21 protein-coding genes and 1 rRNA gene are annotated in these 24,165 nt (G+C 63.4%); 5 read left to right on the top strand and 17 right to left on the bottom strand.

The features are described 5' to 3' along the window. Positions 1-44: 44 nt before the first annotated feature. Positions 45-1,415: an RCC1 domain-containing protein gene (locus GMST_RS19480; protein ID WP_183356379.1), complete on the bottom strand. Its 1,371-nt coding sequence runs from the start codon at positions 1,413-1,415 to the stop codon at positions 45-47. 159 nt (positions 1,416-1,574) lie between these two features. On the opposite strand from GMST_RS19480, the gene ettA reads away from it, so the two are divergent. Continuing rightward, positions 1,575-3,260, top strand: coding sequence for an energy-dependent translational throttle protein EttA (gene ettA, locus GMST_RS19475; RefSeq protein WP_183356378.1), 1,686 nt, complete (start codon positions 1,575-1,577; stop codon positions 3,258-3,260). A 73-nt stretch (positions 3,261-3,333) separates the two neighbouring features. Here the strand turns inward: ettA and GMST_RS19470 are convergent, their stop codons facing one another. The 4 genes from GMST_RS19470 to GMST_RS19455 all read right to left on the bottom strand — a co-directional run bounded on the left by GMST_RS19470 (position 3,334) and on the right by GMST_RS19455 (position 7,778). Then, positions 3,334-4,137, bottom strand: coding sequence for a methyltransferase domain-containing protein (locus GMST_RS19470; RefSeq protein ID WP_183356377.1), 804 nt, complete (start codon positions 4,135-4,137; stop codon positions 3,334-3,336). A gap of 86 nt (positions 4,138-4,223) precedes the next feature. Then, entirely contained in the window at positions 4,224-5,033 is an 810-nt protein-coding gene (locus GMST_RS19465) for an alpha/beta fold hydrolase (protein WP_183356376.1), read from the bottom strand. 135 nt (positions 5,034-5,168) lie between these two features. Next, the gene (gene bioF / locus GMST_RS19460; RefSeq protein ID WP_183356375.1) at positions 5,169-6,338 is read right to left on the bottom strand and encodes an 8-amino-7-oxononanoate synthase; all 1,170 of its coding nucleotides are present in this window, start codon (positions 6,336-6,338) and stop codon (positions 5,169-5,171) included. A gap of 312 nt (positions 6,339-6,650) precedes the next feature. After that, the gene (locus tag GMST_RS19455) at positions 6,651-7,778 is read right to left on the bottom strand and encodes a metallophosphoesterase (RefSeq protein WP_183356374.1); all 1,128 of its coding nucleotides are present in this window, start codon (positions 7,776-7,778) and stop codon (positions 6,651-6,653) included. A gap of 235 nt (positions 7,779-8,013) precedes the next feature. On the opposite strand from GMST_RS19455, the gene GMST_RS19450 reads away from it, so the two are divergent. Further along, entirely contained in the window at positions 8,014-9,348 is a 1,335-nt protein-coding gene (locus GMST_RS19450; protein WP_183356373.1) for a 4Fe-4S binding protein, read from the top strand. Here GMST_RS19450 and GMST_RS19445 read toward each other — a convergent pair. Continuing rightward, positions 9,345-10,214 carry a sterol desaturase family protein gene (locus tag GMST_RS19445; protein ID WP_183356372.1) on the bottom strand — a complete coding sequence of 290 codons (870 nt, stop codon included), beginning with the start codon at positions 10,212-10,214 and terminating at the stop codon, positions 9,345-9,347. The genes GMST_RS19450 and GMST_RS19445 overlap by 4 nt on opposite strands. 40 nt (positions 10,215-10,254) lie before the next feature. Beyond that, positions 10,255-10,764: a DUF1440 domain-containing protein gene (locus tag GMST_RS19440; RefSeq protein ID WP_183356371.1), complete on the bottom strand. Its 510-nt coding sequence runs from the start codon at positions 10,762-10,764 to the stop codon at positions 10,255-10,257. 292 nt (positions 10,765-11,056) lie between these two features. Between GMST_RS19440 and GMST_RS19435 the strand changes: the two genes are divergently transcribed. Both GMST_RS19435 and GMST_RS19430 read left to right on the top strand, forming a co-directional pair. Then, positions 11,057-11,506, top strand: coding sequence for an AtaL-like protein (locus tag GMST_RS19435; RefSeq protein ID WP_183356370.1), 450 nt, complete (start codon positions 11,057-11,059; stop codon positions 11,504-11,506). Positions 11,507-11,545: 39 nt separating this feature from the next. Then, positions 11,546-12,004: a surface-adhesin E family protein gene (locus tag GMST_RS19430; RefSeq protein ID WP_183356369.1), complete on the top strand. Its 459-nt coding sequence runs from the start codon at positions 11,546-11,548 to the stop codon at positions 12,002-12,004. 60 nt (positions 12,005-12,064) lie between these two features. On the opposite strand, the gene aroC is transcribed toward GMST_RS19430, so the two are convergent. From aroC to GMST_RS19395, 7 genes are all read right to left on the bottom strand, one after another. Next, positions 12,065-13,147 carry a chorismate synthase gene (aroC, locus tag GMST_RS19425; RefSeq protein WP_183356368.1) on the bottom strand — a complete coding sequence of 361 codons (1,083 nt, stop codon included), beginning with the start codon at positions 13,145-13,147 and terminating at the stop codon, positions 12,065-12,067. A 135-nt stretch (positions 13,148-13,282) separates the two neighbouring features. Continuing rightward, the gene (gene glgX / locus GMST_RS19420) at positions 13,283-15,376 is read right to left on the bottom strand and encodes a glycogen debranching protein GlgX (RefSeq protein ID WP_183356367.1); all 2,094 of its coding nucleotides are present in this window, start codon (positions 15,374-15,376) and stop codon (positions 13,283-13,285) included. Positions 15,377-15,583: 207 nt separating this feature from the next. After that, positions 15,584-17,179 (bottom strand): apolipoprotein N-acyltransferase, encoded by a 1,596-nt coding sequence (gene lnt, locus GMST_RS19415; protein WP_183356366.1) that lies wholly within the window; start codon positions 17,177-17,179, stop codon positions 15,584-15,586. A 124-nt stretch (positions 17,180-17,303) separates the two neighbouring features. Beyond that, positions 17,304-17,774 (bottom strand): glycine zipper family protein, encoded by a 471-nt coding sequence (locus GMST_RS19410; RefSeq protein ID WP_246399918.1) that lies wholly within the window; start codon positions 17,772-17,774, stop codon positions 17,304-17,306. A 70-nt stretch (positions 17,775-17,844) separates the two neighbouring features. Beyond that, complete coding sequence (locus GMST_RS19405; protein WP_183356364.1) at positions 17,845-18,303, bottom strand: hypothetical protein; 459 nt, start codon at positions 18,301-18,303, stop codon at positions 17,845-17,847. Between the two features lie 84 nt (positions 18,304-18,387). Beyond that, positions 18,388-19,305: a DMT family transporter gene (locus GMST_RS19400; RefSeq protein WP_183356363.1), complete on the bottom strand. Its 918-nt coding sequence runs from the start codon at positions 19,303-19,305 to the stop codon at positions 18,388-18,390. A 118-nt stretch (positions 19,306-19,423) separates the two neighbouring features. Next, entirely contained in the window at positions 19,424-20,008 is a 585-nt protein-coding gene (locus tag GMST_RS19395) for a DUF4142 domain-containing protein (RefSeq protein WP_183356362.1), read from the bottom strand. A 252-nt stretch (positions 20,009-20,260) separates the two neighbouring features. Here GMST_RS19395 and GMST_RS19390 point away from each other — a divergent pair, with 252 nt between their 5' ends. Beyond that, positions 20,261-21,541 (top strand): M16 family metallopeptidase, encoded by a 1,281-nt coding sequence (locus GMST_RS19390; RefSeq protein ID WP_183356361.1) that lies wholly within the window; start codon positions 20,261-20,263, stop codon positions 21,539-21,541. A 114-nt stretch (positions 21,542-21,655) separates the two neighbouring features. Here GMST_RS19390 and ung read toward each other — a convergent pair whose 3' ends face one another. From ung to rrf, 3 genes are all read right to left on the bottom strand, one after another. Continuing rightward, positions 21,656-22,345, bottom strand: coding sequence for a uracil-DNA glycosylase (gene ung, locus GMST_RS19385; RefSeq protein WP_183356360.1), 690 nt, complete (start codon positions 22,343-22,345; stop codon positions 21,656-21,658). Positions 22,346-22,368: 23 nt separating this feature from the next. Further along, a complete protein-coding gene (gene modF / locus GMST_RS19380) occupies positions 22,369-23,844 on the bottom strand; it encodes a molybdate ABC transporter ATP-binding protein ModF (RefSeq protein WP_246399916.1) in 1,476 nt (491 codons plus the stop codon). A 206-nt stretch (positions 23,845-24,050) separates the two neighbouring features. Continuing rightward, positions 24,051-24,165: ribosomal RNA gene (gene rrf / locus GMST_RS19375) — 5S ribosomal RNA — on the bottom strand; the annotation flags it as partial.

The following is a 24,165-nucleotide window of genomic DNA, read 5'->3' as shown; positions in this document are numbered from 1 at the left end:
ACCGGCGGTGGAGCCAGCTCGGGGCCGGCTCCGCCGCAAGCAGGTCAGTACCCGGCCACCAGGCTCGGAACCTGGATATAGCCGGCCGAACTGGTGGCGATCGGGTTTCCCAACTGGCCGTACCCGTTGTCGCCCCAACCGTACCATTTGCCGGTGGTGGACCGGAAGGCGAGCGAATGGTTTCCGACTGCCAGGATCTTGGTCACGTCGTGGGCAGGATCGCCCGACCCCTGGACGTTAGTGGTGTTATCGAAGCGTACGTAGCCGGGAGTGGGGAACCTCACTACGCCAAGGCCCTGGGGATCAGTGCTGGACGGGGTTACGTTGCGGCCCGCCTGCGCGAAGCCGTTGAACCCCCAAGATACGACCGAACCGTCGCTCAGCAACACGAGAACATGTTCGAGACCTGCGGAGATATCGGTGATGGTGACATTGTTGGTCCCGCCCAGAAATGCGCTGAGGTTGATGGTAAACGGAACCACGCTGGAGGTGCCGGGCACAATGGTATTCTGGGCAGTCGTTATGTTGCTAAAGGGGTTTCTCCCTATCTGGCCGGAGCCGTTGTACCCCCAGGCATACACCGTCGTGTTGTCGTTACTGAGGGCGTAGCAGGTGCTGCCGCCGGCAGCGATCTTCTTTATGTTGGTCAACGTGTTGGCATGGCCGGAGCCACCGTCAAGCTGAACCAGATCCGCGGTATTATCGCTGGCAAAGGGGCTGGTGGGAATCCGCCCCAGCTGTCCTTTGTCGTTGTTTCCCCAGGTGTAGACCTTGCCGTCGGCGGTCAGGGCGGCCGAGAAGGTACCGCCGGCCACTACCTGCACGATGTTGTTGATGGGTATCGAGGTGCTTCCTGCCACGATCACCGGGGAGGGGATGCTGGTGTCGCTATAGTTGCCGTTGCCCAACTGCCCGTTGCCGTTGTAGCCCCAGGTATAGACGTTGCCGTTTACCAGCGCGAGGGAGTGGAACGCACCTGCCGCCACGGCACTGACGGTTCCGCCGCCGAAGCCGTGCACCTTGACCGGCGTCGGACTGTACGCCTGGGTGCCGGAGGTGGTTACCGCGCTGCCGAGTTGGCCATGGTAGTTGGAACCCCAGGCGTAGACCGTGCTGATGTTGGCAAAGGAGAAGGCGACGGTATGATCCGCCCCCAGGGCGGCCCCATCTACCCGCCCGAGCCCGGCAACCTTGACCAAGGCGGCCTGGTTGTCGAGGTTGCCGACTCCAAGCTGCCCGAAGCCGTTGTACCCGGCGGTCAGGGTGGTGTACCCCCTGAAAACGAGGCTGTGTCCATACCAGATAGTAGTAGAGGAAGGAATGGTCTTGTTGGAGGAGGAACCGCATCCGGAAATAAGGGCCACTACCAGCACTACCGTACTGCAAAAAAGCCCTGCAACATTACCTGGTTTCATGTAGGGAGTCCCCCCGTCAGAGTATTTGAACCTGCGGATTTAACTATACCTAGTAAAGAAAGTCAAGGATCGACTTGTTAAGATTCCCCTGTTGACACAGCGGGCTGCAACCATGTAAGAATGGGAAAATTAAATTAAAAACGGAGGCGACGAGACTGCATGGCCATAGATCCGAACAAGGTTATCTACTCCATGATTGGAGTGAGCAAGTTCTACGACAAGAAACCGGTCCTTAAAGACATCTACCTCTCCTACTTCTACGGCGCCAAGATCGGCGTGTTGGGCCTGAACGGCTCCGGTAAGAGTTCGCTATTGCGCATCCTGGCCGGCGTGGACAAGGAGTTCAACGGCAAGACCATCCTCTCCCCGGGCTACACCGTGGGCTACCTGGAGCAGGAGCCGCAGCTCGACCCGTCCAAGACCGTGCGCCAGTGCGTCGAGGAAGGGGTGCAGGAAGTCGTTGACCTGGTTAACGAATTCAACGAGATCAACCTGAAATTCGGCGAGGAGATGAGCGACGCCGAGATGGAGAAGCTCTGCGACCGCCAGGCGAAGGTGCAGGAGAAGCTGGACCACCTGGACGCCTGGGACCTGGACAGCCGCCTCGAACTCGCCATGGACGCCCTGCGCTGCCCGCCCCCCGAGACCAACGTGGCGAACCTCTCCGGCGGCGAGAAGCGCCGCGTCGCGCTCTGCCGCCTCCTTTTGCAGAAGCCTGACATCCTGCTCCTGGACGAGCCGACCAACCACCTGGACGCCGAATCCGTCGCCTGGCTCGAGCAGCACCTGCAGCGCTACGCCGGCACCATCATCGCCGTCACCCACGACCGCTACTTCCTGGACAACGTGGCCGGCTGGATCCTCGAACTGGACCGCGGCCAGGGGATCCCCTGGCAGGGGAACTACTCCTCCTGGCTCGAGCAGAAGGAGAAGCGCCTGGCCCAGGAAGAGAAGACCGAGAGCGACCGCCAGAAGACCCTCAAGCGCGAGCTGGAGTGGATCCGGATGTCGCCCAAGGGTCGCCACGCCAAGGGTAAGGCGCGTATCACCGCCTACGAGGACATGCTCAACGACACCAGCGATAAGCTGGCCCGCGAGCTGGAGATCTTCATCCCCGCCGGCCCGCGCCTGGGTGGCGTGGTCGTCGAGGCCGCCGGCGTCGACAAGGCCTACGGCGACAAGCTCCTCATGGAAGGGATGGAGTTCCGCCTGCCGCCGGGCGGCATCGTCGGGGTGATAGGCCCCAACGGCGCCGGCAAGACCACCCTGTTCCGAATGATCACCGGACAAGAGCAGCCGGACTCCGGCACCTTCAAGGTCGGCGAGACCGTGAAGCTCGCCTACGTGGACCAGAGCAGGGACTCGCTCGATTCCGAGAAGAGCATCTGGGAAGTCATCTCCGAAGGCCAGGAGCAGATCCAGCTCGGCAAGCAGCTGGTCAACTCCCGCGCCTACGTGGCCCGCTTCAACTTCTCCGGTTCCGACCAGCAGAAGAAGGTGGGGATGCTCTCCGGGGGCGAGAGAAACCGCGTGCACCTGGCGAAGATGCTGAAAGAGGGCGGCAACGTCATCCTCCTCGACGAACCGACCAACGACCTCGACGTGAACACCATGCGTGCGCTGGAGGAGGCCTTGGAGAACTTCGCGGGTTGCGCCGTGGTCATCTCCCACGACCGCTGGTTCCTGGACCGCATAGCCACCCACATCCTCGCCTTCGAGGGCGACAGCAAGGTGGTCTGGTTCGAGGGGAACTACTCCGAGTACGAGGAAGACCGCCACGCCCGTCTGGGCACCGCGGCCGACCAACCGCACCGCATCCACTACCGCCAGCTGACCCGCGCCTAAGCGAGATTTCGGGATCCCGCACCGTAACGCAAAAGGGGCACCTTCGATGAGGGTGCCCCTTTTTTTCCTTCGTCTATCCCGCCTTCACTCCCCAGCCGTACACGACTTCATACGTCGCCGGGATGCCGTCAGCGTCCCCATACTCCCGCCGGTACTCGTCCATCATGTTGAGCATGATGCGGCGTTCCGAGAGCCCCCGCGAGGCGGCCGGCGCGGTACTTCCCGCCCCGATCCGTTTCAGCGAGCGGAGCAGGTCGGGAACGTCCGCGTGCCGCTCCACCTCCAGTTCGGCCTGAACCGACGCGTCCCGAAAACCGACCCGCTGCAATGCGGCCAGCACCTCCTCTTGCGGCAGGAAGTTGTGGGTGCGGTCGGGGCCGCCCCTCAACACCTTCCGGTACGACTCGCGCAGCTCGAAGAGCGTCAGGGCGCCAAAGAGGGCGAAGCGGAAGGTCCCACCGGGCGCGAGCACCCGCAACACCTCAGCGAAAGCCTGGTCCAGCGCGGGGAGCCACTGGAAGGTCGAAGAAGAGAGCACCAGGTCGAAGGCGCCGTCCGCAAAGGGAAGCCGTTCGGCGTCGGCATTGACCAGCACCACCTGAGAGTCGGAGAGATTCACCGCCGCGGTCTGGCACATGCCGAGCGCAAGGTCGGCTCCTACAGCGAGCGCAGTGGGATAGAGGCGGCAGAGCGCGCCCAGCAGCTTCCCCGTGCCGGCACCGACATCGAGAAGCCGCGCGGGCTGCAGATTCTGGGAGGCGAGCCCGCGGGTCAGCCGCTCCACCACCCGGCGTTGCACCACGGCGTGGCTGTCGTAATCGCCCGCCTGCCGGTGGAACGAGCTCTGCACCTTGCGTCTGTCTATAGTGGTAACCATCTAAATCCTGTCATTCTCGATTTGCGGGGAGGGGGACTGGCTCCGCAGATGACTGTCCCCTTGGGGGAACCCTCTATCTCCTCCCCCTACCCCAGCCGCGCCAGAAAATCCTGCAAGACCCGGTTGAACTCCTGCGGCCGCGTCATGAACGGTGCATGGCCGCACCCTTCCATGACCTTCAGCTCAGCCTGCGGCAGCCGTTCCGCCATGTACTGCGAAGCCCCCACCGGACAGATGCCGTCTTCGGCGCCGTGCACCAGCAGCACCGGGCGGTCGATCCCACATAGCCCCTCGCGCAGGTCGGCGGAGGAGAGGATCTGCAGCGCCAGCTGGGCCGCCTCGTGGTCCGGGGATTTCCCGCCCATCACGATCTCGTGCACGATCCGCTGATACTGCGCCGCATCCATCTCCGCTTCGGCAAACATGCCGCGGAAAAAATCGCCCATGGTCTTCTGGTAGTCGCGACGCAGGCGCAGCCCCAGCCCCTTTACCTCAACCGGGGGCTTGCCGTGCGGATAACCATCGCAGGAGGTAAAGCGCGGGGTTCCGCCGACCAGCACCACCCCGGCCAACCGGTCGCGCAGCTTGGGGAACGCTTCCAGCGCCACCTGCACCCCCATCGACCAGCCGACGAGCACGACGTCCCGGAGGTCCAACTGTTCGACGAACGAGACCAGGTCCCCGGAGAAGTCCGCGAGACCGTACCCGCTACCGGCACTCGAGTGCCCGTGTCCCCGCTGGTCCAGTAAGACCAGCCGGAAGCTTTGGGCAAGGGAGTGCTGGAAGCGCCAGACGCGCCCGGACATGGCCCAGCCGTGCACGAAGACCACCGGCCGCCCGCTGCCGATCTCATCGTAGTGAAGGCTCACGCCGCTATCGATTCCCACGTCAGGCATCTATTATTCCTCGTACCGCCCCTCGTTCCTACGCCCTTCGTTCCCACGCTCCGGCGTGAGAATGCGGACAGGGACGCTCCAGCGTCCCAACCGCAGCAGCACCGGAAGTTCCCGCTTCCGCGCTGCGGCCAATCTCTAGATAACCCCGAGCTGCCGCCCCACCGAGGCTATGGTATCCGCCGCCTCCACCAGGTCGGCAGCCTCATGCGTCGCCATCACGGTGCAGCGCAGCCGGCAGCTCCCCGCGGGGACGGTGGGCGGCCGGATCCCCTGCACGAAAATCCCGCGCTCCAGCAAGGCCCGGCTGAATTCCATGGTCGTCTCGGCAGGCCCCACGAAAACCGGGACGATCTGCGTCTCGCTCCCCATGGTATCGAATCCGGCATCGGCGAGTCGCTTCTTGAAGAGGGCGGTGTTGCTGCTCAGCCTTTCGCGCAGACGGGCCCCTTCGGGCGAGTCCACCAGGTCGACCGCCGCCAGCGACGCCGCCAGAACCGCAGGCGGAAGCGAGGTGGAAAAGATGAAACTGCGCGAGGTGTTCACCAGATACTCGCAGATCTCGCCCGATGCCGCAGCGTAGGCACCGAAGCTGCCGAAGCCCTTTCCCAGCGTTCCCATCTGGATATCGATCCCTTTCTGGACGCCGAAGAGTTCGGCGCAACCGCGGCCGGTAGCCCCCAGGACACCGCAGCCGTGGGCGTCGTCCACCATCAAGAGCGCATCGTAGCGGCGTGCCAGCCCCACCAACCGGTCCAGCGGGGCGATGTCGCCGTCCATGCTGAACACGCCGTCGGTGACGATGAGGCGCCTCCCCTTGCCCCCCTTCTCCTGGAGCAGCTTCTCGAGCGCATCGAAGTCAAGGTGCGGGTAGCGATGGAGGTTCGCCCGGGAAAGCAGCGCACCGTCTACGATGCTCGCGTGGTTGAGTCGATCCGAGAAGATGGCGTCACCCCGGCCGACCAAGGCGGAGATGATGCCGGTGTTCGCGGCGTACCCGGAGTTGAAAAGGAGCGCCCGCTCGGTCCCCTTGAAGCGGGCGAGGCGCGCCTCCAGGCGCTGGTGCAGCTCCATGGTCCCGGAGACCAGCCGCGAGGCCCCACTGCCGGTTCCCAGCTCGGCCCCCTGGACTGCAGCCCTCTTCAGCTCCGGGTGGTCCGCCAGCCCCAGGTAGTTGTTGGAGCACAAAAGGAGCACCGGCCGGCCGTCGAGCTCCACCCGGCTCCCCATGGCGCCCTGTATCACCCGCATGCTCCGGTACAGGCCTTGAGCACGGAGCTGTTCCAGTTCTTCCGCGAAACTCTGCACGCTGCCTCCTCCGATTGCCCCGCGAAAGGAGGGGGAAATCCGGAAGTCACCTTCTTAGCACAGGCGCCGCCACTCGTCAACCAAGGAGAACTGTTCGGTTAACAACAGCGGCGTGCCGGTCGCGACCAAAGGTGCGCTCGATACCGAAAGGCGCGGGGCGTCGATCGCGCCACCCTGTGTTGTGGGATGGGGAACGCGCTGAGCAGGTGAGACGTGTCGAAGACGTTTCTGGGTGGGACTCTATGGCCGGCACCCCGGGACGGGCCGCAGGGCCAGGGAGAGAGAGCGCCGCGGCAGGACGCAGAGCGCGGACTAGGTCTTCTGAGACGGCACGATGTCGAAGACGGTGATCTCCGGCGGAGCAAAGACCCGAATCGGCGGCCCCCAGGTTCCGGTACCCCGGCTCACATAGAGGTGCGACCCGGATCCGGCCTCGGAGAGCCCCAGAGGTGCCGGGTAGACGAAATGGGTGATCAGGTTGAAGGGGAAGATCTGCCCCTTGTGCACGTGCCCCGAAAGCTGCAGATCGAAGCGCCCCCGCGAGGCGGTTGCTACCTTGGGGCGGTGCTTGAGCAACAAGACGAAACGCCCGGTCGGGATCGCACCTAGCAGGCGCTCCTCGGCACCCTTGTCCGCCCCTCCCGGGAGTGCCGGATCGTCCACGCCTGCCACGACCAGGTGGTCGCCGACCGGCAGCCACTCGCCCCGCAGCAGTCGGAAACCGGCCTGTTCGGTAAAGGCGACCGAAGGAGCCAGGCCGGCGATCACCTCGTGGTTCCCCAGCACCGCGAACTTGCCCAAACCGGGCCGCAGAGCAGTGAGCTCCCGGTCCCGGTCCTGCAAACCGTCACGCTGGCCGTCCACCAGGTCACCGGTCGAAACCAGCAGGTCGGGTTTCTCGGCCCGCACCAGGGCCAGGATCTGCGCGAGGCGCTCCTTGCCGACCATCAGCCCCAGGTGCACGTCGGAGACCTGGGCGATGCGCAGCCGCACGCCCGCCGGCAGCTTGACGCTCACCAGCGTAACCCGCTCTACCCTGATCCGGCGCGCCTCGAAGTAGCCGTACAGCGAGCTGGCCAGCGCGAGCACCATGGCTACCCCGAGAAGCTGCGGTTCGGAGGGGGCGAGGTCGCGCCCGGTCAACCATCCCATCCCGGCAAGCAGCAGGCGCAGCACGTCGAGTCCGATGCTGGCACTCAAAAAGAGGAAGAAAAAGCCCATCCACAGATATCCGAGATACCCGACCACCTTCGCCGGCACTTCCAGGTGCTGGCGCTCCAGAAGGCGCACCAGTATGGGGGCCGACACCATGAAGACACCCAGTGCGGCGAGGGCCGCGGGAACCGGCTGCGACAGCCCGAAGCAGCGCACCACCCGCAGCAGCAACCAGGCATGAGCTCCGCCGTAAATGGCAAGATAGCAAAGCAGAAACAAAAACATAGCTCCTCCAACCGAAATGTTCGTTACTCTGTTTCATCCGCTGTTGCGGCCCCGACAAAGGCCGCTATACTGTTAAAAATTTTTCACCAAGAGTCAAAACAGGCGGAAGTGCATCTGGCATGTCAGCGGGAGAGCCAGCCAAGACTTCCGCTATTTAGCTCCTAGAGACCGGCCTTCCCTATGTTTCCCCTTGAAACTGCCGTTTGTCAACCTGTCACAGCGTTGGAGATCATCTATGTCGTACCTCTCTGCGCACCACGGCTACCAGTTACTGATCGACCGTCTGCACAAATATCCGCAGGGCGCTCCACACTCCGAGTTGTTCATGAAGATACTCGCGCTGCTCTTCAGCGAGAAGGAGGCGCGCCTGGTGAGCCAGGTCCCTTTCGGCCCGTTTTCCTCGGCCCGGGCGGCGCTCTTGTGGCAGCTGCGCGAGGTGGAGGCGGCGCGCATCCTGGAAGGGCTGGCGGACCGCGCCCTGATGCTGGACCTGGAGCAGGAAAACGGGGAAAAGCTCTACCTGCTCCCGCCGCCAATCTCCGGCTTTCTCAAGTACGCGCTGATGCGGGTCAAAGGGGACGCCCCGCAGGAGGCGCTGAGCGAGTTGCTCAAGCAGTACCTGAACGTGGAGGACGACTTCGTGAGCTCACTGCTCGGGGAGGGGACCACCCGCCTGGGGCGCATCCTGGTGGACGAGGAAAGCATCCAGCCGCAGCAGGTGAGCCGGGTCCTCGACTACGAGCGCGCCAGTGCAGCCATCCGCGCCGCGCGCGCCATCGCCGTCGGGACCTGCGCCTGCCGCCATACGCAGATCAACCTAGGACGCGGCTGCAGTGCCGACCTGGAAACCTGCCTCGTCTTCGATAGTGTTGCCGAATCCTTGGTCCGGCACGGCAGCGCCCGGCAGATCGACGCGGCGGAATGCCTGGATATCCTGCAGAGGTCGCGCGAGCAGGGGCTGGTGCAGTTTGCCGAGAACGCGCAAAGCGGCATCAGCTTTTTGTGCAACTGCTGCAGCTGCTGCTGCGACCAGCTCGCCGCGGCCCGCAAGTTCTGCAACCTGCACCCGGTGCTCACCAGCAACTACCTGGTCCGCATCAAGCGCGACCGGTGCAGCGGCTGCGGCAAATGCGTGAACGCCTGCCCGGTCGATGCCATCGGGCTTGTCTCCGCCCACGACCCGCTGCACCGCTGGCAGCGCCGCGCGGTGCTGGCGCCGGCGCGTTGCCTGGGGTGCGGGGTCTGCGTGCGAGCCTGCAGCGAGACGGCGCTTATCCTGGTACCGCGCCCCGAGCGGCTCGTCACCCCGGTGGACGGCGCACACCGGGTGGTACAGATGGCCGTCGAGGAGGGGAAGCTGCAGAACCTGGTCTGGGACAACCAGGCGCTCACCAGCCACCGGGCCCTCGCGGCCATCCTCGGGGTCATTCTCAGGCTCCCCGCGCTCCAGCGCACCCTGGCCAACAGCCAGCTCGGTTCGCGCTACGTCGACGCGCTGGTCCGCAGGCAGGCGACCCGGGTCGAGCGGGAACTCACGATGGTGGAGCGGGCGGCGAGGCTGCGGGATTAGCCGGCAAGCGTGTTGCGGGGAATGGCGAGCGGGCCGCGCAGGGGCGCCCGTGTGCTGCGCATCTTTTGGAAAGGAAGCAGAAGGATCTTGCCCAAGGTGAGTTCGGCCGCGTTCTGGTACGACGCCACGCCGATGGTTACCGCCTGCTGCGGTACGTTGAGGCGCAGGGTGCCGTGCAGGTAGTCGGGCCAGGAGAGGATGGTGGACCAGTTCGATTCGGTTTCGCGGCGCACGATCGAGTGGTGGATGCCGTGCATGCGCGGGGTCACGATGATACGGCACAGCCGGCGCTCCAGGCCGAGAGGGAGCCGGAGGTTCGAGTGGTGAAACAGGATCTCCAGGAGGGTGAGCGTCTGCCACAGGGCGAGCGAGAACGGGGCGATCCCGAGCAGGCGCACCTGGGCCGCGCGCCAGGGGACCGACAGGAGCAGCTCTCCGGGATGAAAGCGGAGCGCGGTGGAGGCGTCCAGGTCCAGATCGACGTGATGGGCCAGGTGGAAACGCCACAGGAATGGGACCTTGTGGGTAAGGTAGTGCCAGATGTAGAGGGTGTAGTCAAGCAGCAGCACCGCGAGGAGCACCTCGAGCGTTACCGGGAGCCGGACCAGCTTCAAGAGCCCGAGGTTGTGCCGCTGCACCCTCCGGGCAAGGGGGCCCACCACCGGCCGCTCGGCGAGTGCTACGGTCCCCGCCGCCAATAGTGCCACGACAAGGTTCCTGCGGTCCCGGTTCAGCTTGCTCTGCCGCGGCACCCGCAGCGGACGCCTGAGCTCGGCAAGCGCTACCGCCGTTATCGTCCCCACGATGAGTAGCTTGCTGAGCCAGGACGGGAGTTCCCCAGAGAGTGTCCGTGATCGTGAGCCCATTGCCGACTCCTTTGGCACCGAGGCCGGAGGCCTTCCCCCGTCAGCGTTTCTCCGCCAGCCGGTGCACCATCTCGGAGACTGCGGTCCAGGTGATGTGGTTCCCCAATTCCTTGAGGCTTGGTTGCCACGGGATCCGGGTGAGCCGCGGCGAGATCCCGAAAAGCGGCGCGATGCAGCCGTCGCAGGCGAAGAAGAAGGGGACGGCGAAGGGAAGCCCTGCCAGGCGAGTGAGCCGGGGGAAACGGCGCCTGAGACGGCCGTGCAGCAAGCCCCACCCCAGGCCATAGGCGACGCTGAAGGCGAGCTTGGCCCGCTTCTCGCCGCGCCTGCCGAGGCTGCGGCCCAATAGCTTCTCCGCGAAGTAGGGCCCGGCGATCTCATGCGGCGACCCTTTGCGGACCGTGCGCTCCCGCCGCTTCTGGGCGTCGCTCACCAAAAGGCCAAGCAACCGGTCGGCCCTCCCGGTGACCATCCCGGCGATAAGCCCCGCCGCAGCCCCCACCAGAAGGGGATGTCTCGTTACTAGGGAACCCTTCTCTGCAACTGACATGGCCGCCTCCTTTGGCTGAGAGCCTGCTGCCAAGCTACCGGCAGCGTCTGCCGCTCCACATTGTAGCTGCGCCCCCGGGTGTGTCAAATTTTTCTAACACTGATGCGGCGGGCGTTCACCGTGCCGCCGGCTCCCTTCTGAACTCACAGCGGGACCGCCACTGTTTCACCGCTGCACTTGACCCGTAACAATAGAACAATATAATTAGGTTTCTGTCATCGCTCAAAGCAATCACACTGACAAGCTGCCGGCGAGGCAGTTACCTTTATGGAAGAGCACAAGGAGGGCGACCATGTTCATCAAGACGCTGACCACGCTGGTTCATGCCGAGCACGACACGCTGTGGAACCTGCTTTTGGATCGGCTGCAAAACCCGGAGCGCTTCATCCCGGGGGTCACCGAGTCGAGGATTGTCGAGAAGGCCGGCAACGTCTGCATCAGGGAGCTCATGCTGCACGGCGAGCGGGTGCGTGAGAAGATCACCGTGCACCCCTACGAGAGCCAGATCCACCACGAGTTGCTGGAGCATCCCCAGTTCACCGGAACCATCGTGACCAAGGTGGTGCGCACCGCCCGGCAGAGCCCCGTCGCCCCCCAGAACCTCGAGTACGACGTCGACGTGAGCCCGAAAGCGCGCATCATCAAGGGGGTGCTCTACGGCGAGGCCGAGATCGTGGCCGACCTGGAAACCGAGATGCAGCGCCTGAAGTTGCAGGCCGAAGAGATCGAGTCGCGGGCCTGAACCAACACGCCGGGGCCGGTGCGCCTAGAGGAGGGAGTCATGGGGAACGCGGTAAGAAAGCTGTTAAATGGCGTAGTGGCAGCGGCAGCAATCCTGGCAGCGGGCTTTGCCTGGGGCGCGGCGCCTGACTGGGTGCTTCTCGACGAGAACCAGGACTCGCGCTTTTACTATGACCAGAGCGGACCGAGGCCGCACGAGGGGATGGCGCAGGTGCGGACCCGGGTGGTCTACAGCGACGAGGGGAAGGCCGATGCGCTCAAGATCCTGGGGAACCAGAAGAAGTACCAGGGGCTCTTCGAGTCGCACTATCAGCACCAGGTGGACTGCACCGAGGGGCGCACCCGGCTTGTTGAGGCGACCCACTTAGACGAGCAGGGAGCGGTACTGAACCGCAGCGACCTCTCCGGGGTGACCAACTGGGAAGAGGTCCCCGCCGGAGAGCGCATGTCCCTGGTGCTGGAGAAGGTCTGCACTGCACCGGCCCCCGGCAAGAGATGAGCGCGCGGTGGATCTCGGCGCGAAAAAAACCTCTCCAATCTACGGAGAGGTTTTTTTGTGTTACCCCCTGCGGAATTCCTGCCTGAGCAGGAGATCCATCAGCACCAGGGCGGCCATGCTCTCGACCACCGGCACCGCCCGCGGCACGATGCACGGGTCGTGGCGCCCCTTGGCCTCGAGATCGGTCTGGACGCCGTCGAAGCCGGCGGTGCGCTGCTTGAGTCCGATGGTGGCCGGTGGCTTGAAGCCGACCCGGAAGTAGATGGTCTCCCCGTTGGAGATCCCACCCTGGATCCCGCCGCTGTGGTTGGTGAGGGTCCCCAGCCGCCCCCCCTTGGCAACGAACGGGTCGTTGTGCTCGCTCCCCAGCATCCGGCTGCCGGTAAAACCGGAGCCGATCTCGAACCCCTTGGAGGCGGGCAGCGAGAGCATGGCGTGGGCCAGAAGCGCTTCCAGCTTGTCGAAGACCGGCTCACCCAACCCAGCCGGCACGTTGCGGCAGACGCAGGCGACCACGCCGCCGATCGAGTCCTTGTTGTCCTTCACCTCGCCGATCAGCTCGATCATGGCCTGGGCCGTCTCCCGGTCCGGGCAGCGCACCGGGCTTGAGTCCACCTCCTGCCGGGTCAGGGTCTCCAGGTCCACCCGCCCCGCCGAAAGTCCTCCGACACTCTCCACCCAGGCAACGATCTCGATGCCATGCTTTTGGGCCAGATATTTCTCGGCAATCGCCCCTGCCGCCACCCGGCCGATGGTCTCCCGGGCACTGGCCCGGCCGCCGCCGCTTTGCGCCCGCACCCCGTATTTCACCTGGTAGGTGTAGTCGGCATGCGACGGGCGCGGCACCTCGGCCATCTCCTGGTAATCCTCGGGGTGCTGGTCTGCGTTTGGGACCATGAGCCCGATCGAGGTCCCCAGGGTGACGCCGTTTTCCACACCCGAGAGGATTGAGACCGGGTCGGCCTCGCTGCGCGGTGTCGAGAGGGCACTCTGCCCCGGCCGGCGCCGGTCCAGCTGCACCTGGATATCGGCTTCGCAGAGGAAAAGCCCGGCAGGGCAACCGTCCACGATGGCCCCCACCGCCGCGCAGTGGCTCTCTCCGAAGGTGGTCACTTTGAAAAGGGTCCCGAAGCTTGAAGACATGCCTACTCCTTGTGTTGAGATTGCAGCTAACGTGGCGGACACCCGCTCTCCCCTCTCGCCGAGCGCCGCGCGTTCCGGGGAATCTGCCGGCCCCGGCACCGCCCCGAACGTGTCCTGGAACCGGAATCGGAACCGCTAGGGCGCCAGGGCGACCAGGACGACCAGGGAGCGCCCGACCAGGCGGTAGCTGCCGTTGGCGACCGGGGTGAGGGCATCCCATGGGGCGATGTCCTCTGGTGCGGCCCGCGAGGTGTCGATCCAGCGATACCAGGTGCCGCCGGGCATCTTGAGCGGCGAGGGGAGCGTGAAGCTGAGCGGCTTCCAGTACGCGTTGATCATGTAGTGGAACACCACCCGCCGGGAGGCGCTCCAGGCGGTAAGCGCGATACTGTGCGACTCGTGGCTCCAGTCCGGCGCCCCCAGGTGCACCCCGTGCCACTCGAGCTTTGCCTGCCGCAAGAGCTGGTTCAGGGTGAGCGGCTCCATGAGGGTGGTGTCGTCGCGCATCAGGCGCGCCGCGATGAGCAGCTTGGCGAAGCGGTGGATGTCGGCGTGGCGCTCCAAGAACCGCCAATCGAACCAGCCTATCTCGCTGTCCTGGCAATAGGCGTTGTTGTTCCCGAGCTGGGTGCGCCGCGCCTCGTCACCCATGAGCAGCATCGGCGTCCCCAGTGCCAAGAGGGTAACCGCGAGGAAGTTCTTGACCTGGCGGTTGCGCAGCTCCTCGATCGCCTGGTTCTGGGTCGGCCCCTCGACGCCGCAGTTCCAGCTCAGGTTCTGGTCGGCGCCGTCGCGGTTCAGCTCGCCGTTGGCCTCGTTGTGCTTGCGGTCGTAGGAGACCAGGTCGTTCAGGGTGAAGCCGTCATGGCAGGTGACGAAGTTGATGCTCTGCTCCGGCTCGCGCTCCTGGTGGCCGTAGATGTCCGGGCTCGCCAGAAGCCGCGACACGAAACGCGAGATCGAGCCGTTGTCCCCCTTTATGAAGCGGCGCACGTCATCCCGGAACTCGCCGTTCCACTCCTTCCAGCTGTCGCCGATGAAGCTTCCCACCTGGTACAGGCCGCCGGCATCCCAGGCCTCGGCGATCAGCTTGATCCCGGCAAGGGCCGGGTCCGACTCGATGTCCCAGAGGATGGGCGGGTTCTTGAGCGGCTGCCCGGCGCTGTCTCGGGAGAGGATGGAGGCGAGATCGAACCGGAAACCGTCGACGTGCATCTCTTTCACCCAATAGTGCAGGCTGTCGATGATCAACCGGCGCACCACGTGGTGGTTCGCGTTGAAGGTGTTGCCGCAGCCGGAGTGATCGATGGGGCTGCCGTCCTCGGCGAGCATGTAGTAGACGTCGTTGCCAAAGCCGCGGAAGCTGAAGGTGGGGCCTTCGTGGCTCCCCTCCGAGGTGTGGTTGAAGACCACGTCCAGGATCACCTCGATCCCCGCCTTGTGCAGCGCCTTCACCATGTCGCGGAACTCGTCCAAAGGCCCCAGCGGTTCGTGCCGCGAGCTGTAGGCGGCGTGGGGGGCGAAGAAGGAGACCGGGCTGTACCCCCAGAAGTTGTTGAGGCCGTACGGGGCATCGTGGGGGTCGAACTGGAACACCGGCAAAAGCTCCACCGCGGTGATGCCGAGTTCCTGGAGGTAGGGGATCTTCTCGATGAGGCCGGCATAGGTGCCGCGCCGTTCCGGGGCCACATCCGACGACGGGTGCCTGGTGAAGGCCGCCACGTGCATCTCGTAGATGATGGTCCGGGAGAAGGGGCGCTTGAGCGGCCGGTCCCCTTCCCAGTCGTAGCCGCGCGGGTCGGCAACGACACTTTTCATGGCCCGCGCCAGGTTGTCGCCGGGCCGGCAGGCCGCGCCGCGGTCGTAGCCGCCGGGGACCGCCACCGCTCTCCCGTAGGGGTCGATGAGCAGCTTCTCCGGGTCGAAGCGCAGCCCGCGCTCCGGTGCGAAGGGGCCGGCGACCCGGTAGCCGTAGAGCTGGCCGGAGCCGATGCCGGGGACGAAGGTGTGCCAGTAGTGGTAGGTGCGGTTGTACTTGGGATCTAGCTGGATGACCCGGGAGGGGAGAGGGTCGTCGACGCGGTCGAAGAGCAACAGCTCGACGCTGGTGCAGTCTCTGGAAAAGACGCTGAAGTTCACCCCGCCGTGGTAGACGGTCGCGCCCAGCGGTGAGGTGTTACCCTTGTTGAGTTCGCAAAGGAGCTCGGTAGTTTCTGGCAGAGTGGTCATCGCATCCCTTTTGGGGCTGAACCGAGTCCGATCCGCTTAAGTCTCTGTCCCTGATTTTCAGGAGCAGCGCCTCGAGTGATAGAAGCTTTTCTTGATCCTGAAAGAGCGCGGTCCGCTGAGTCAGGAACTATAGTCGAATATCCCCCGCTGTCAAACCTGAGAGAACCCTGAGCCCCCCATGAAGGACCAGTCAGCGCCCCTTCTGACTCAGTGCCATTTCCTGGAAGAGTGCGCGCCGGCGTGTTCTTCCCGTGTCTCCTCCGCGCCGTCGCCACTGCGCCCCTTGCCCGCCATCCCCAGCGCCTGCCCGATGCACCAGGCGGTAAGCAGGATGCAGAGCCAGCCGAGCAGGTCGCCGTAACGCGCGTAGACCGTCGTCCCCTGCAGTATGGGGACCCGATTCACCAGTGTCTCCTTGGTCCAGATGCCGGTGCGGCTCACGATCCGGCCGACCGGGTCGACGATAGCAGAGATGCCGGTGTTGGTTACCCGCACCAGGGCCCGGCGGTTCTCGATGGAGCGGAAGCTCGCCAGTGCCAGGTGCTCCATCGGCTCAGTGGACTTGCCGTACCAGGAGTCGTTGGTCAGGTTGAACATCACGTCGGGCCGGCGCCCCTCCCGGCCGCCGCGCATCAGGGCGCGGATCTTCTCCGGGAAGATGTCCTCATAGCAGATGCTCACCGAGAGCCGGTGTTTCCCCAGGGTGAGCGGTTCTTCGCTCTCGCCGGGCCAGAATCTGCTGGTGTAGGGGGACCAGGAGTAAAGGCGCGGGAAGATGTCGCCAAAGGGGATGTACTCCCCGAAGGGGACCAAGACGCTCTTGTCGTAGGTCCCCAAGATCCGCCCCGAGGGATCGGTGAGCAGCGCGGTATTGCAGACCTTTCCGGAGCCGGGCCCCATCTCCTTCAGCACCGCCCCCCAAAGGACCGGCGTCTTCATGCCGGCGAAGGCGGGCACTTGTCCCTCGCGGGACGAGGCGAGGGCGATCTCGCAGATCCCTTCCGGCCAGACCGTGAGGTCCAGCGGCTGAACCTGGGCCAGTGCCACGGTCATCGCCTGGTGCTCCCGGAAGATGGCGTCGGGATCGTAGTACTTGGCGGTCCCTCCCTGGTTGGTCTGGATCAGCCCGACGCTCAACTGCTCGGCAGAGGCTACCTGGCGCTCCACCGCAGCTATCCGGTAGGCGCCGTAACCCAAAACCGCGACGAGGACGGCGGCCAGTACCGCAAGCGGCCGCCAGGTGAAGCTGCGCCGTTCCAGCCAGCCGCTCAAGACGCTCCAGAGCACGGCATTGATGAAGACCACCAGGAAGCTCACCCCGAGGATACCGACCAGGTCGGCGATCTGGGTCAAGAGCGGCAACTGGTACTGGCTCGCTCCCAGGTAGTTGGGAAAAACCTCGGGCCAGAACTTCTCGAGGGCGGTCCAGACCACCGGTGCCACCCAGACCAGGCTCCAGCGCGTTTTAAGGGCAGCGACGCGGACCGCCCAGGCCCAGACCCCCATGAGCAGGCCGTTAGCCGCCGCCAGAAACAGCAGCCCCAGGGCGGCCAGCGGCCACGGGAGGCCGGCGAAGACCTGGAACATCCCGATCACCCAGTAAAAGCCTCCGGCGTGTCCCACGATGCCGGCGCACCACCCCAGCTGGAAGGCGTGCTTGGGGCGCTGGTCGCGAATCGCCCAAAACAGCGGCAGCAAAAAGATCCACTCCAGGTAGAACTGGTCGAATCCCGCGTACCCCAGAAAAAGCAAGATGCCGCCCAAAACGGCGGCACATAACGGCAGCGCTTTACCAATAGTCATACGCACAACGGCACGATCCCCTTTTCCAAATCCTTTGATGCCGCAGAAGCTCTGCGCCGTACCTCGCGGTGCAGCCAGCAGCGAACCTAGCACAACACCTTTCTGAGTTCAAACTAATTCCCCATCACCGTTCCGGTGTGGGGTAGTAATCCGAGGGGACCGAATAGTCGTAGTCGGGCGGAGGCGGCGGTGGTGCCATGGTCCTGCGCGGCGTGCGGCGCACCACACCTGGAACCTGGTTCCCCTTGGCGTACATGCACTGTACGTAGGTGTTGTCGTAGCGGCGCTGTGCCTCGTACCCCGAGGCCTCACCCGAGCTGGCGCCCGCCGCGGTTCCGAATAAAAGCCCGGTTCCGGCACCGATGGCGGCACCGGCTCCGGCATGCCCCCCCGCCGCCCCGAGCGCTGCACCGAGCCCGCCGCCTATGGCGGTACCGGCTACCGCACCGGTTGCGGTGTTCTGGTCGGCCCGTTCCTGCGGCTTCATGCCGACCTGGCGTTCAGCCCATTGCCGGCAGATGGCATCTTCCGCCTGGAACTGCTCGAAGGTCTTGCCGGGAGCCGGCAAGACCCGGACTGTCGGCCCTGTGGGCATGGTGGCACACCCTGCCGCCAAGAGCAGGGCACCCAGCAACCCTATTGAAAGAGAACGTCTCCTCATGGTCTCATTCCTCCCCCGCTGGCGGCGTGGGGACGACCTTAATCCACCCACCCGGGCAGCGTCTCACGTAGGGGTAGTAAGCCTTGGCATCCTGGCAGTAGAACCAGTAACCGGTGTCCTGGGATCTCGTCTCAGGAACCACGTACTCCTGAGGCTGCTGGATCACTACCGGGGGCTGGCTGTAGTAGGGGTAGTTCGAATAGTACGGGTAGTAGAAGGGATCCCACCACCAGCTCGGTCCGAGCCAGACGTTGAAGCTTCCACCGCCGTGCCCGCGGTACCCTCCATGCCAGCCGCCGCCTCCGTGCCATCCCTCACCACGGCCGCTCCAGCCAGCGCCCCCCCTTCCGACGCCGGTGTGCACACCGTGCGGTGCAGCCTCTGCGACCTGCACCACATCGAGGATCCAGCCGCCGGCCTGCAGGAAGGCGGCTGCAAGGGCTATGCTCACGAGCTTTTTCATGGCTCCCCCCTTTGCCGATTTTCTTACTTCTATCGCTATTTTACCAGTCGGCGGGGGGACAGCGCAAAGACTAAAAAGGCAGGATCAGGCCGCGCTCGGTCGCCCCTTGAGCCGCAGCACCAGGGTCCAAAGCTCCGAGCAGAGCATCCCGGTGAGCATCAGGCAGCAACCGAGCAGGCCGCGGGTTCCGAGCACCTCGTTCAGGAACAGCCACCCCCAGATGGCGGCGAAAACCCCTTCGGCGCTCAGGATGACCGCGGTGTGGGCGGGGTGTGCATCGCGTTGCGCCACCACCTGCATCGTGTAGGCGAAACCGACGGAGATGAGCCCCCCGTAACCGATGGGGCGCCAGGCGGCGAGGATGGCGGAGAGGGTGATGTGTTCGATGGCAAAGGCGGTGATCAGGCTTAACACCGAGCAAACCGCGAACTGGGCGGCGGAGAGCTTGAAGGCGTCCAGGCGCGGCGACAACCAGCCGATCAGCAGCACGTGCCCGGCCCAAAAGAAGGCGCCGATCAGCTCCAGCAGGTCCCCAAAACCGATGGTGAAATGCTCAGTAACGCTCAAAAGGAAAAGCCCCGAGGCCGCCAGGATGGCCCCGAGCCAGGTGCCGGTCGAGGGGCGCTGCCCCCAGAACATGCCGAGGATCGGTACGATCACCACGTAGAGGCCGGTGATGAACCCCGCGTTGCCGGCGGTAGTGTAGGCGATGCCGACCTGTTGCAGGGAAGCGCCCACGAAGAGCGCGCCGCCTGCCAGGAGGCCGCCGTACACCAGGGCGCGGGTTCCCCCCTGCGGCAGGGCTCCGTGGTACGGGGCCTGGCGCCTGCGGTTCAGCAAGACCAGCGGTGAAAGCGAGAGGCTTCCCAGGGCGAAACGGACCCCGTTGTAGGTGAAAGGCCCCAGGAATTCCAGCCCGTTGCGCTGGGCCACGAATCCGCCACCCCAGATGGCGGCGATTAGGAGGAGTAAAAGGTCTGACTTGAGGGTTTTCGCCTGCATGAAGGTTCCTGACTTTCCTGATATTGCCCTGGGACGTAAAGGCACAGCGGGGTAGTCTCGTCGGTTTTCGCTGGAAAGTCAAGAAACGGTGGCAAGGGGGTGAGTCGTTGAGGCGGGTTTAGTGACTGCCGAGCTTCTGTGCCAAACCCTTTGCGTAACTCAGGTGCTCCTCGAAAACCGGCAAATAGCGCACGCTCCAGGCCCGGAGGTCATCGTCATCGAGCCTGCGGTTCGCCTTCTTGAAACGGGCCACACTCTTCGTATGGCTTCGCATCATCGCGTACACGAAGTTCCGATCGAACTCCCGTCCCGAGAGCCGGGTAAGCCGAGCCATCAGCACGTTGTGCTTGCGTTCCACCTGGCGGGGCAGCTTGACGTTGTTTGCGGCAGCGATCCGTTGCAGGTCATCGTAGGCGGTGCCATGGTCCAGTTCCAGTCGCTCGCCGAACTCCTTCACCTCCGGGTTCTCGGCCCGATCGCGCGCCAACCGGCCCATCTGCATCTCCATCACATTGATGCTCGCTGCTTCCTTGAGAAAACGCTTTCCTTGCGGGGTCAGCGTTTCCTGTGCCAGCACCTCATGGCAGAAAACCCCCAGCAGCACGAGTACGACCATACCGAACCAGACCAATCTCCCCATCATTGGTTCCTCCTCGCCTACCCGCCCGGCACCGAACAGGCAACTGCCATGCTCCATCAGCATTAACACCTTCAAATTATCCGTGGATAGTGTAGCGGATTTGGGCTGAAAGGAAATGCCCGGCGCAGCAACCGCCCTCTGGAACCCGGGAATTCTTGGAGGGAAATTTAATTCTCCGTGGCCTTTGACGAACCAGGATCCAAGAGGGTACAATTAAACCATTGAAAATACAGATGATCTTAAAACTGGCTAAGGTTTTCTCGTCATGGGGAGCAGACCACTCCAGCCTGACTTGTTGCCGAAGGAGTCAATGGCATGCCCGATAAACTTTCCAACCTACCGAAGATCCACCAGAGCGAACTCGCCAACGGAACCCGCATCATCACCCAGCCGACACCCGGACTGCAGGGTGCCGCCATCGCGATCCACGTGTTGAGCGGTTCCCGCGACGAGGATACCAGCATCGGAGGCGCCTCGCATTTCTTAGAGCATCTGCTTTTCAAAGGGACCGAGAAGCGGAGTTCTTACCAGATCACCACCGAACTCGATGCAATCGGGGCCCAGCCCAACGCCTGCACGAGCCAAGAAGGGGTGACCTATTATCTCAAGGCCTTGAGCAGCGATCTCCCCCAGGCATTCGATGTTTTGAGCGACATGTTCCTGAACAGCAATTTCCCCGAGAAGGAGATCGAGATGGAGCGCGGTGTCGTTCTCGAGGAGATCAAGCGCGCCGAGGACAACCCGGACCGCTTCCTGCACAACCGGTTCGCGTCTGGGTTCTGGGCCGGGCACCCCTTAGGGCGACCGGTCCTGGGGACCCCGGAGGTGATCGGCTCCATCACCCGAGAACAACTCATGCAGCACATGCGGCAGCGGTACGTACCGAAATCCACCGTGGTTTCGGCCGCCGGGAACATCGATCACGACAGTATCGTTTCCCTAGTCGATAGCTACCTTGGGAGCGGCGCCGCCCGGGAACCGGCTCCCAAGCCCTCATTCCCACCCTCTGCCGAGATCGGCGTCGGTTGCGCGCGCCATAACCAACGCGACATGCAACAGGTCCAGTTCTACCTTGGTTACCCCTCCTTGCCGCCCACCGACTCACGCTACTGGTCGATGCAGCTGCTGCGTCTGGTGCTCGGCGGTGGCATGAGTTCGCGCCTGTTCCGGGAGGTGCGCGAGGAGCGCGGCCTGGCCTATTCGGTTGGCGCATACCTCTTGGAGTACAGCGACCGCCCCGCGTTCGTCGTGGTTGCCGGGTGCAACAGCAGCCGCGCCCAAGAGGCGATTGATGTCTGCCACCGTGAGGTGCTGAAACTTGCCAAGGAAAAGCTCACCCCGCTCAGCCTGGACGACGCCAAACGCCAGGCGCGCGGCAAGCTGCTCTTGAGCCTGGACGATCCTTCTGACTGGCTGATCCCGCTCTCCAAAGAGGTCGGCTATTTCGGTAGGGCACGTACCATGGCTGAAGAGCTCGAACAGCTCGAGGCGGTATCGCCGGAGAGCATCATCGCCCTTGCGGAGGAGCTGTTCACCCCGCAACTCCCCCGGCTCGAGTCGATCGGTCCGGACATGGAACTCACCCTCCCCTCCTGACCGGAAGGTGCAGGTAACGAAAACGCCCCGCGGGCAGTCCCGGCGGGGCGTTTTTTTGTTGGTAGATGCCGGGACCTATCCCCGGCTGGGGCGGCACACGGCCACTAGCCAGAATCAGGGGAGCCGCCAATCAATGGGCGTAGCCCCCTGCTGAACCAGGTACGCGTTTGCCTTCGAGAAGTGGCGGCAGCCGAGGAACCCCCGGTGCGCCGACAGCGGAGAGGGATGCGGGGCCTTCAGCACCAGGTGCTTCCTGCTGTCGATGACCTCACCTTTCTTGTGAGCATACGATCCCCACAACATGAAGACGAGGCCGGTCCTTTTCTCGTTAAGCTCGGCGATCGCCTGGTCGGTGAACGTTTCCCACCCTTTCCCCTGGTGCGCGGCGGCACGTCCCTGCTCCACGGTCAGCACGCTGTTAAGCAACAAGACTCCCTGATCGGCCCAGCTCTTCAGGTTGCCATGCCGGAAGTCGGCGGGGGTGAGCCCGAGGTCCGCCTGAATCTCCTTGAAGATGTTGATCAAGGACGGTGGCGGCTCAACACCCTGCTGCACGGAAAAACAGAGGCCATGGGCCTGGTTCGGTCCGTGGTACGGGTCCTGACCGAGGATCACCACCTTTACCCGGTCAAACGGCGTGGAATTGAAGGCGTTGAAGTACTCGTTCCCTTTGGGATAGATGATCTTTCGATGGGCCAGCTCATCTCGCAGGAAAGCCTTCAGCTCTTGCATGTACGGTTTGGCAAATTCGCCGATCAGCCGCTCTTTCCAGCCCGGCTCCATCTGGACCTGTGTCTCAGTCATAGCCCCCTCACAGTCACCGACAGTCATAGTTCCTCAACAGAGATGTTCGAGGTAAATCCTCCACCTTGCGCCGGAACCAGTTCAAGGTGATTCAGGATGCAGGGTATCTTGTCTTCCTGGTGATGGGTCACGTAGAGGATCTGGCTGCGACCGGTTTTACCGAGGTGATCGACCAGCTTCAGTACCATTTCCCGGTTCACATCATCAAGCCCCTGGCACGGCTCATCCAGAATCAGCAGATCCGGTTGTTTAACCATGGCCCTCGCCAAGAGGACCAGTCGCTGTTCACCATAGGACAGGTTGCGGAACGGGGTGTCGAGATGCTTCTCCATGTGCAGCATTTTGAGCCACTCGAGCGCGATCTCCTGCTGGCGTTTCGAGTAGTCGTGGTAGACGCCGATCGAATCGAAAATGCCGGAGATAACGACGATCTTCACCGTGACGCCGACCCGGTAATCCTGCTGGAACCCGGTGGAGACCAGACCGATCCGTCTCTTGATATCCCAGACACTCTCGCCTGAACCTTTTCTGATTCCAAAGAGGGTGATGTCGTTGGCATACGCCTGGGGATTGTCCCCGCCGATAAGGTTGAGCAACGTGGACTTGCCGGCACCGTTGGGGCCCGAGATCTTCCAATGCTCTCCGCGGCTTACGGTCCAGCTCAGACCATTGAGGACATACTTCTCATCGTAGCGGACCACGACATCACGCATCTCGATGAGCGGCAAAATTTCCGGCAGGGGAGCAATCTCCGTGGACGGATCAATTTCGGGCAACTGCGGCGGCAGGGTGTAATGGAAGGCATGAAAGCGCCGCAAGGCCTCGGAGTTAAGCAGTTCGTCCTTGGGACCTGACATCAGAATCCGGCAGTCCTTCACGTACGCGATGTGGGTGGTCTCTGGGACAATTTCACTGAAGCGGTTCAGAAGCAGAATCACTCTCAGCCCGTTGCCGATCGATTTCGAGATCAGCTCATTGAGTACCAGGACCGATTGCCGGTCCAGACCATCGAACGGTTCATCGAGCACGAGCAGATCAGGATCCTGCATGAGCGCTTTGCAGATAAGCACTTTCCGCATCTCGCCGGTGGAGAGGTATTTAAGGCCACGGGGAAGAATCGTGGTAAAGGCGAGATCCTGCGCGAGAACCTGGAGTTTCTCCCGGTCACAGGCCAAGGGATGTACCCCGAGAATGAAATCGGTGACGATGGTGCCCTCATCCACTTTGCCGATAAAGTCCGAGTCGTCGTTATAGCGTTCCTCTTCGAGAACTTCGTTCAACTTTTCAAAGGAAACAAAAGCGGGACGTAGTGCCGTCTGGCAAGAACCTGTAACTACCTTAAGGTTGTTGCAGAGCAACTTGCCGAAAGTAGATTTGCCGGAACCGTTGGCGCCGACAATAGCCCACTGCTCGTCAGGTCGTAGCGTAAGGGTGACGTTTTCCAGGCGGATATAATCATTGATGACTGCAGTAACGTTGTCGAAGCTGATCTGTGACAAAGATGACTCCCGAAAGTACTTCAGAAAGAAACTCAGCACAGTTTGGTACATCGAAGTACGCGTTGTCAACCTGGAACAAAGAAGAAAGAGAATTACCCACGGACCACGAAGGGTTTGTAGAGGCAGGTTTTCAAGAAAACGTAGGTTGTTAACGCAGACAGCGAAAAGCCCCACCGTTTTTTAACGGTGGGGCTTTTCAATTAAATTCCCTGCGGCGACCTACTCTCCCACACAGTTACCCGTGCAGTACCATCGGCCCAGAGAGGCTTAACTTCTGTGTTCGGGATGGGAACAGGTGTGACCCTCTCGGCATTGCCACAG

It is taken from the genome of Geomonas silvestris (assembly GCF_014193515.1).
In the GTDB taxonomy this organism is placed as follows: domain Bacteria; phylum Desulfobacterota; class Desulfuromonadia; order Geobacterales; family Geobacteraceae; genus Geomonas; species Geomonas silvestris.
This window is presented reverse-complemented; position numbering and strand designations above follow the sequence as displayed.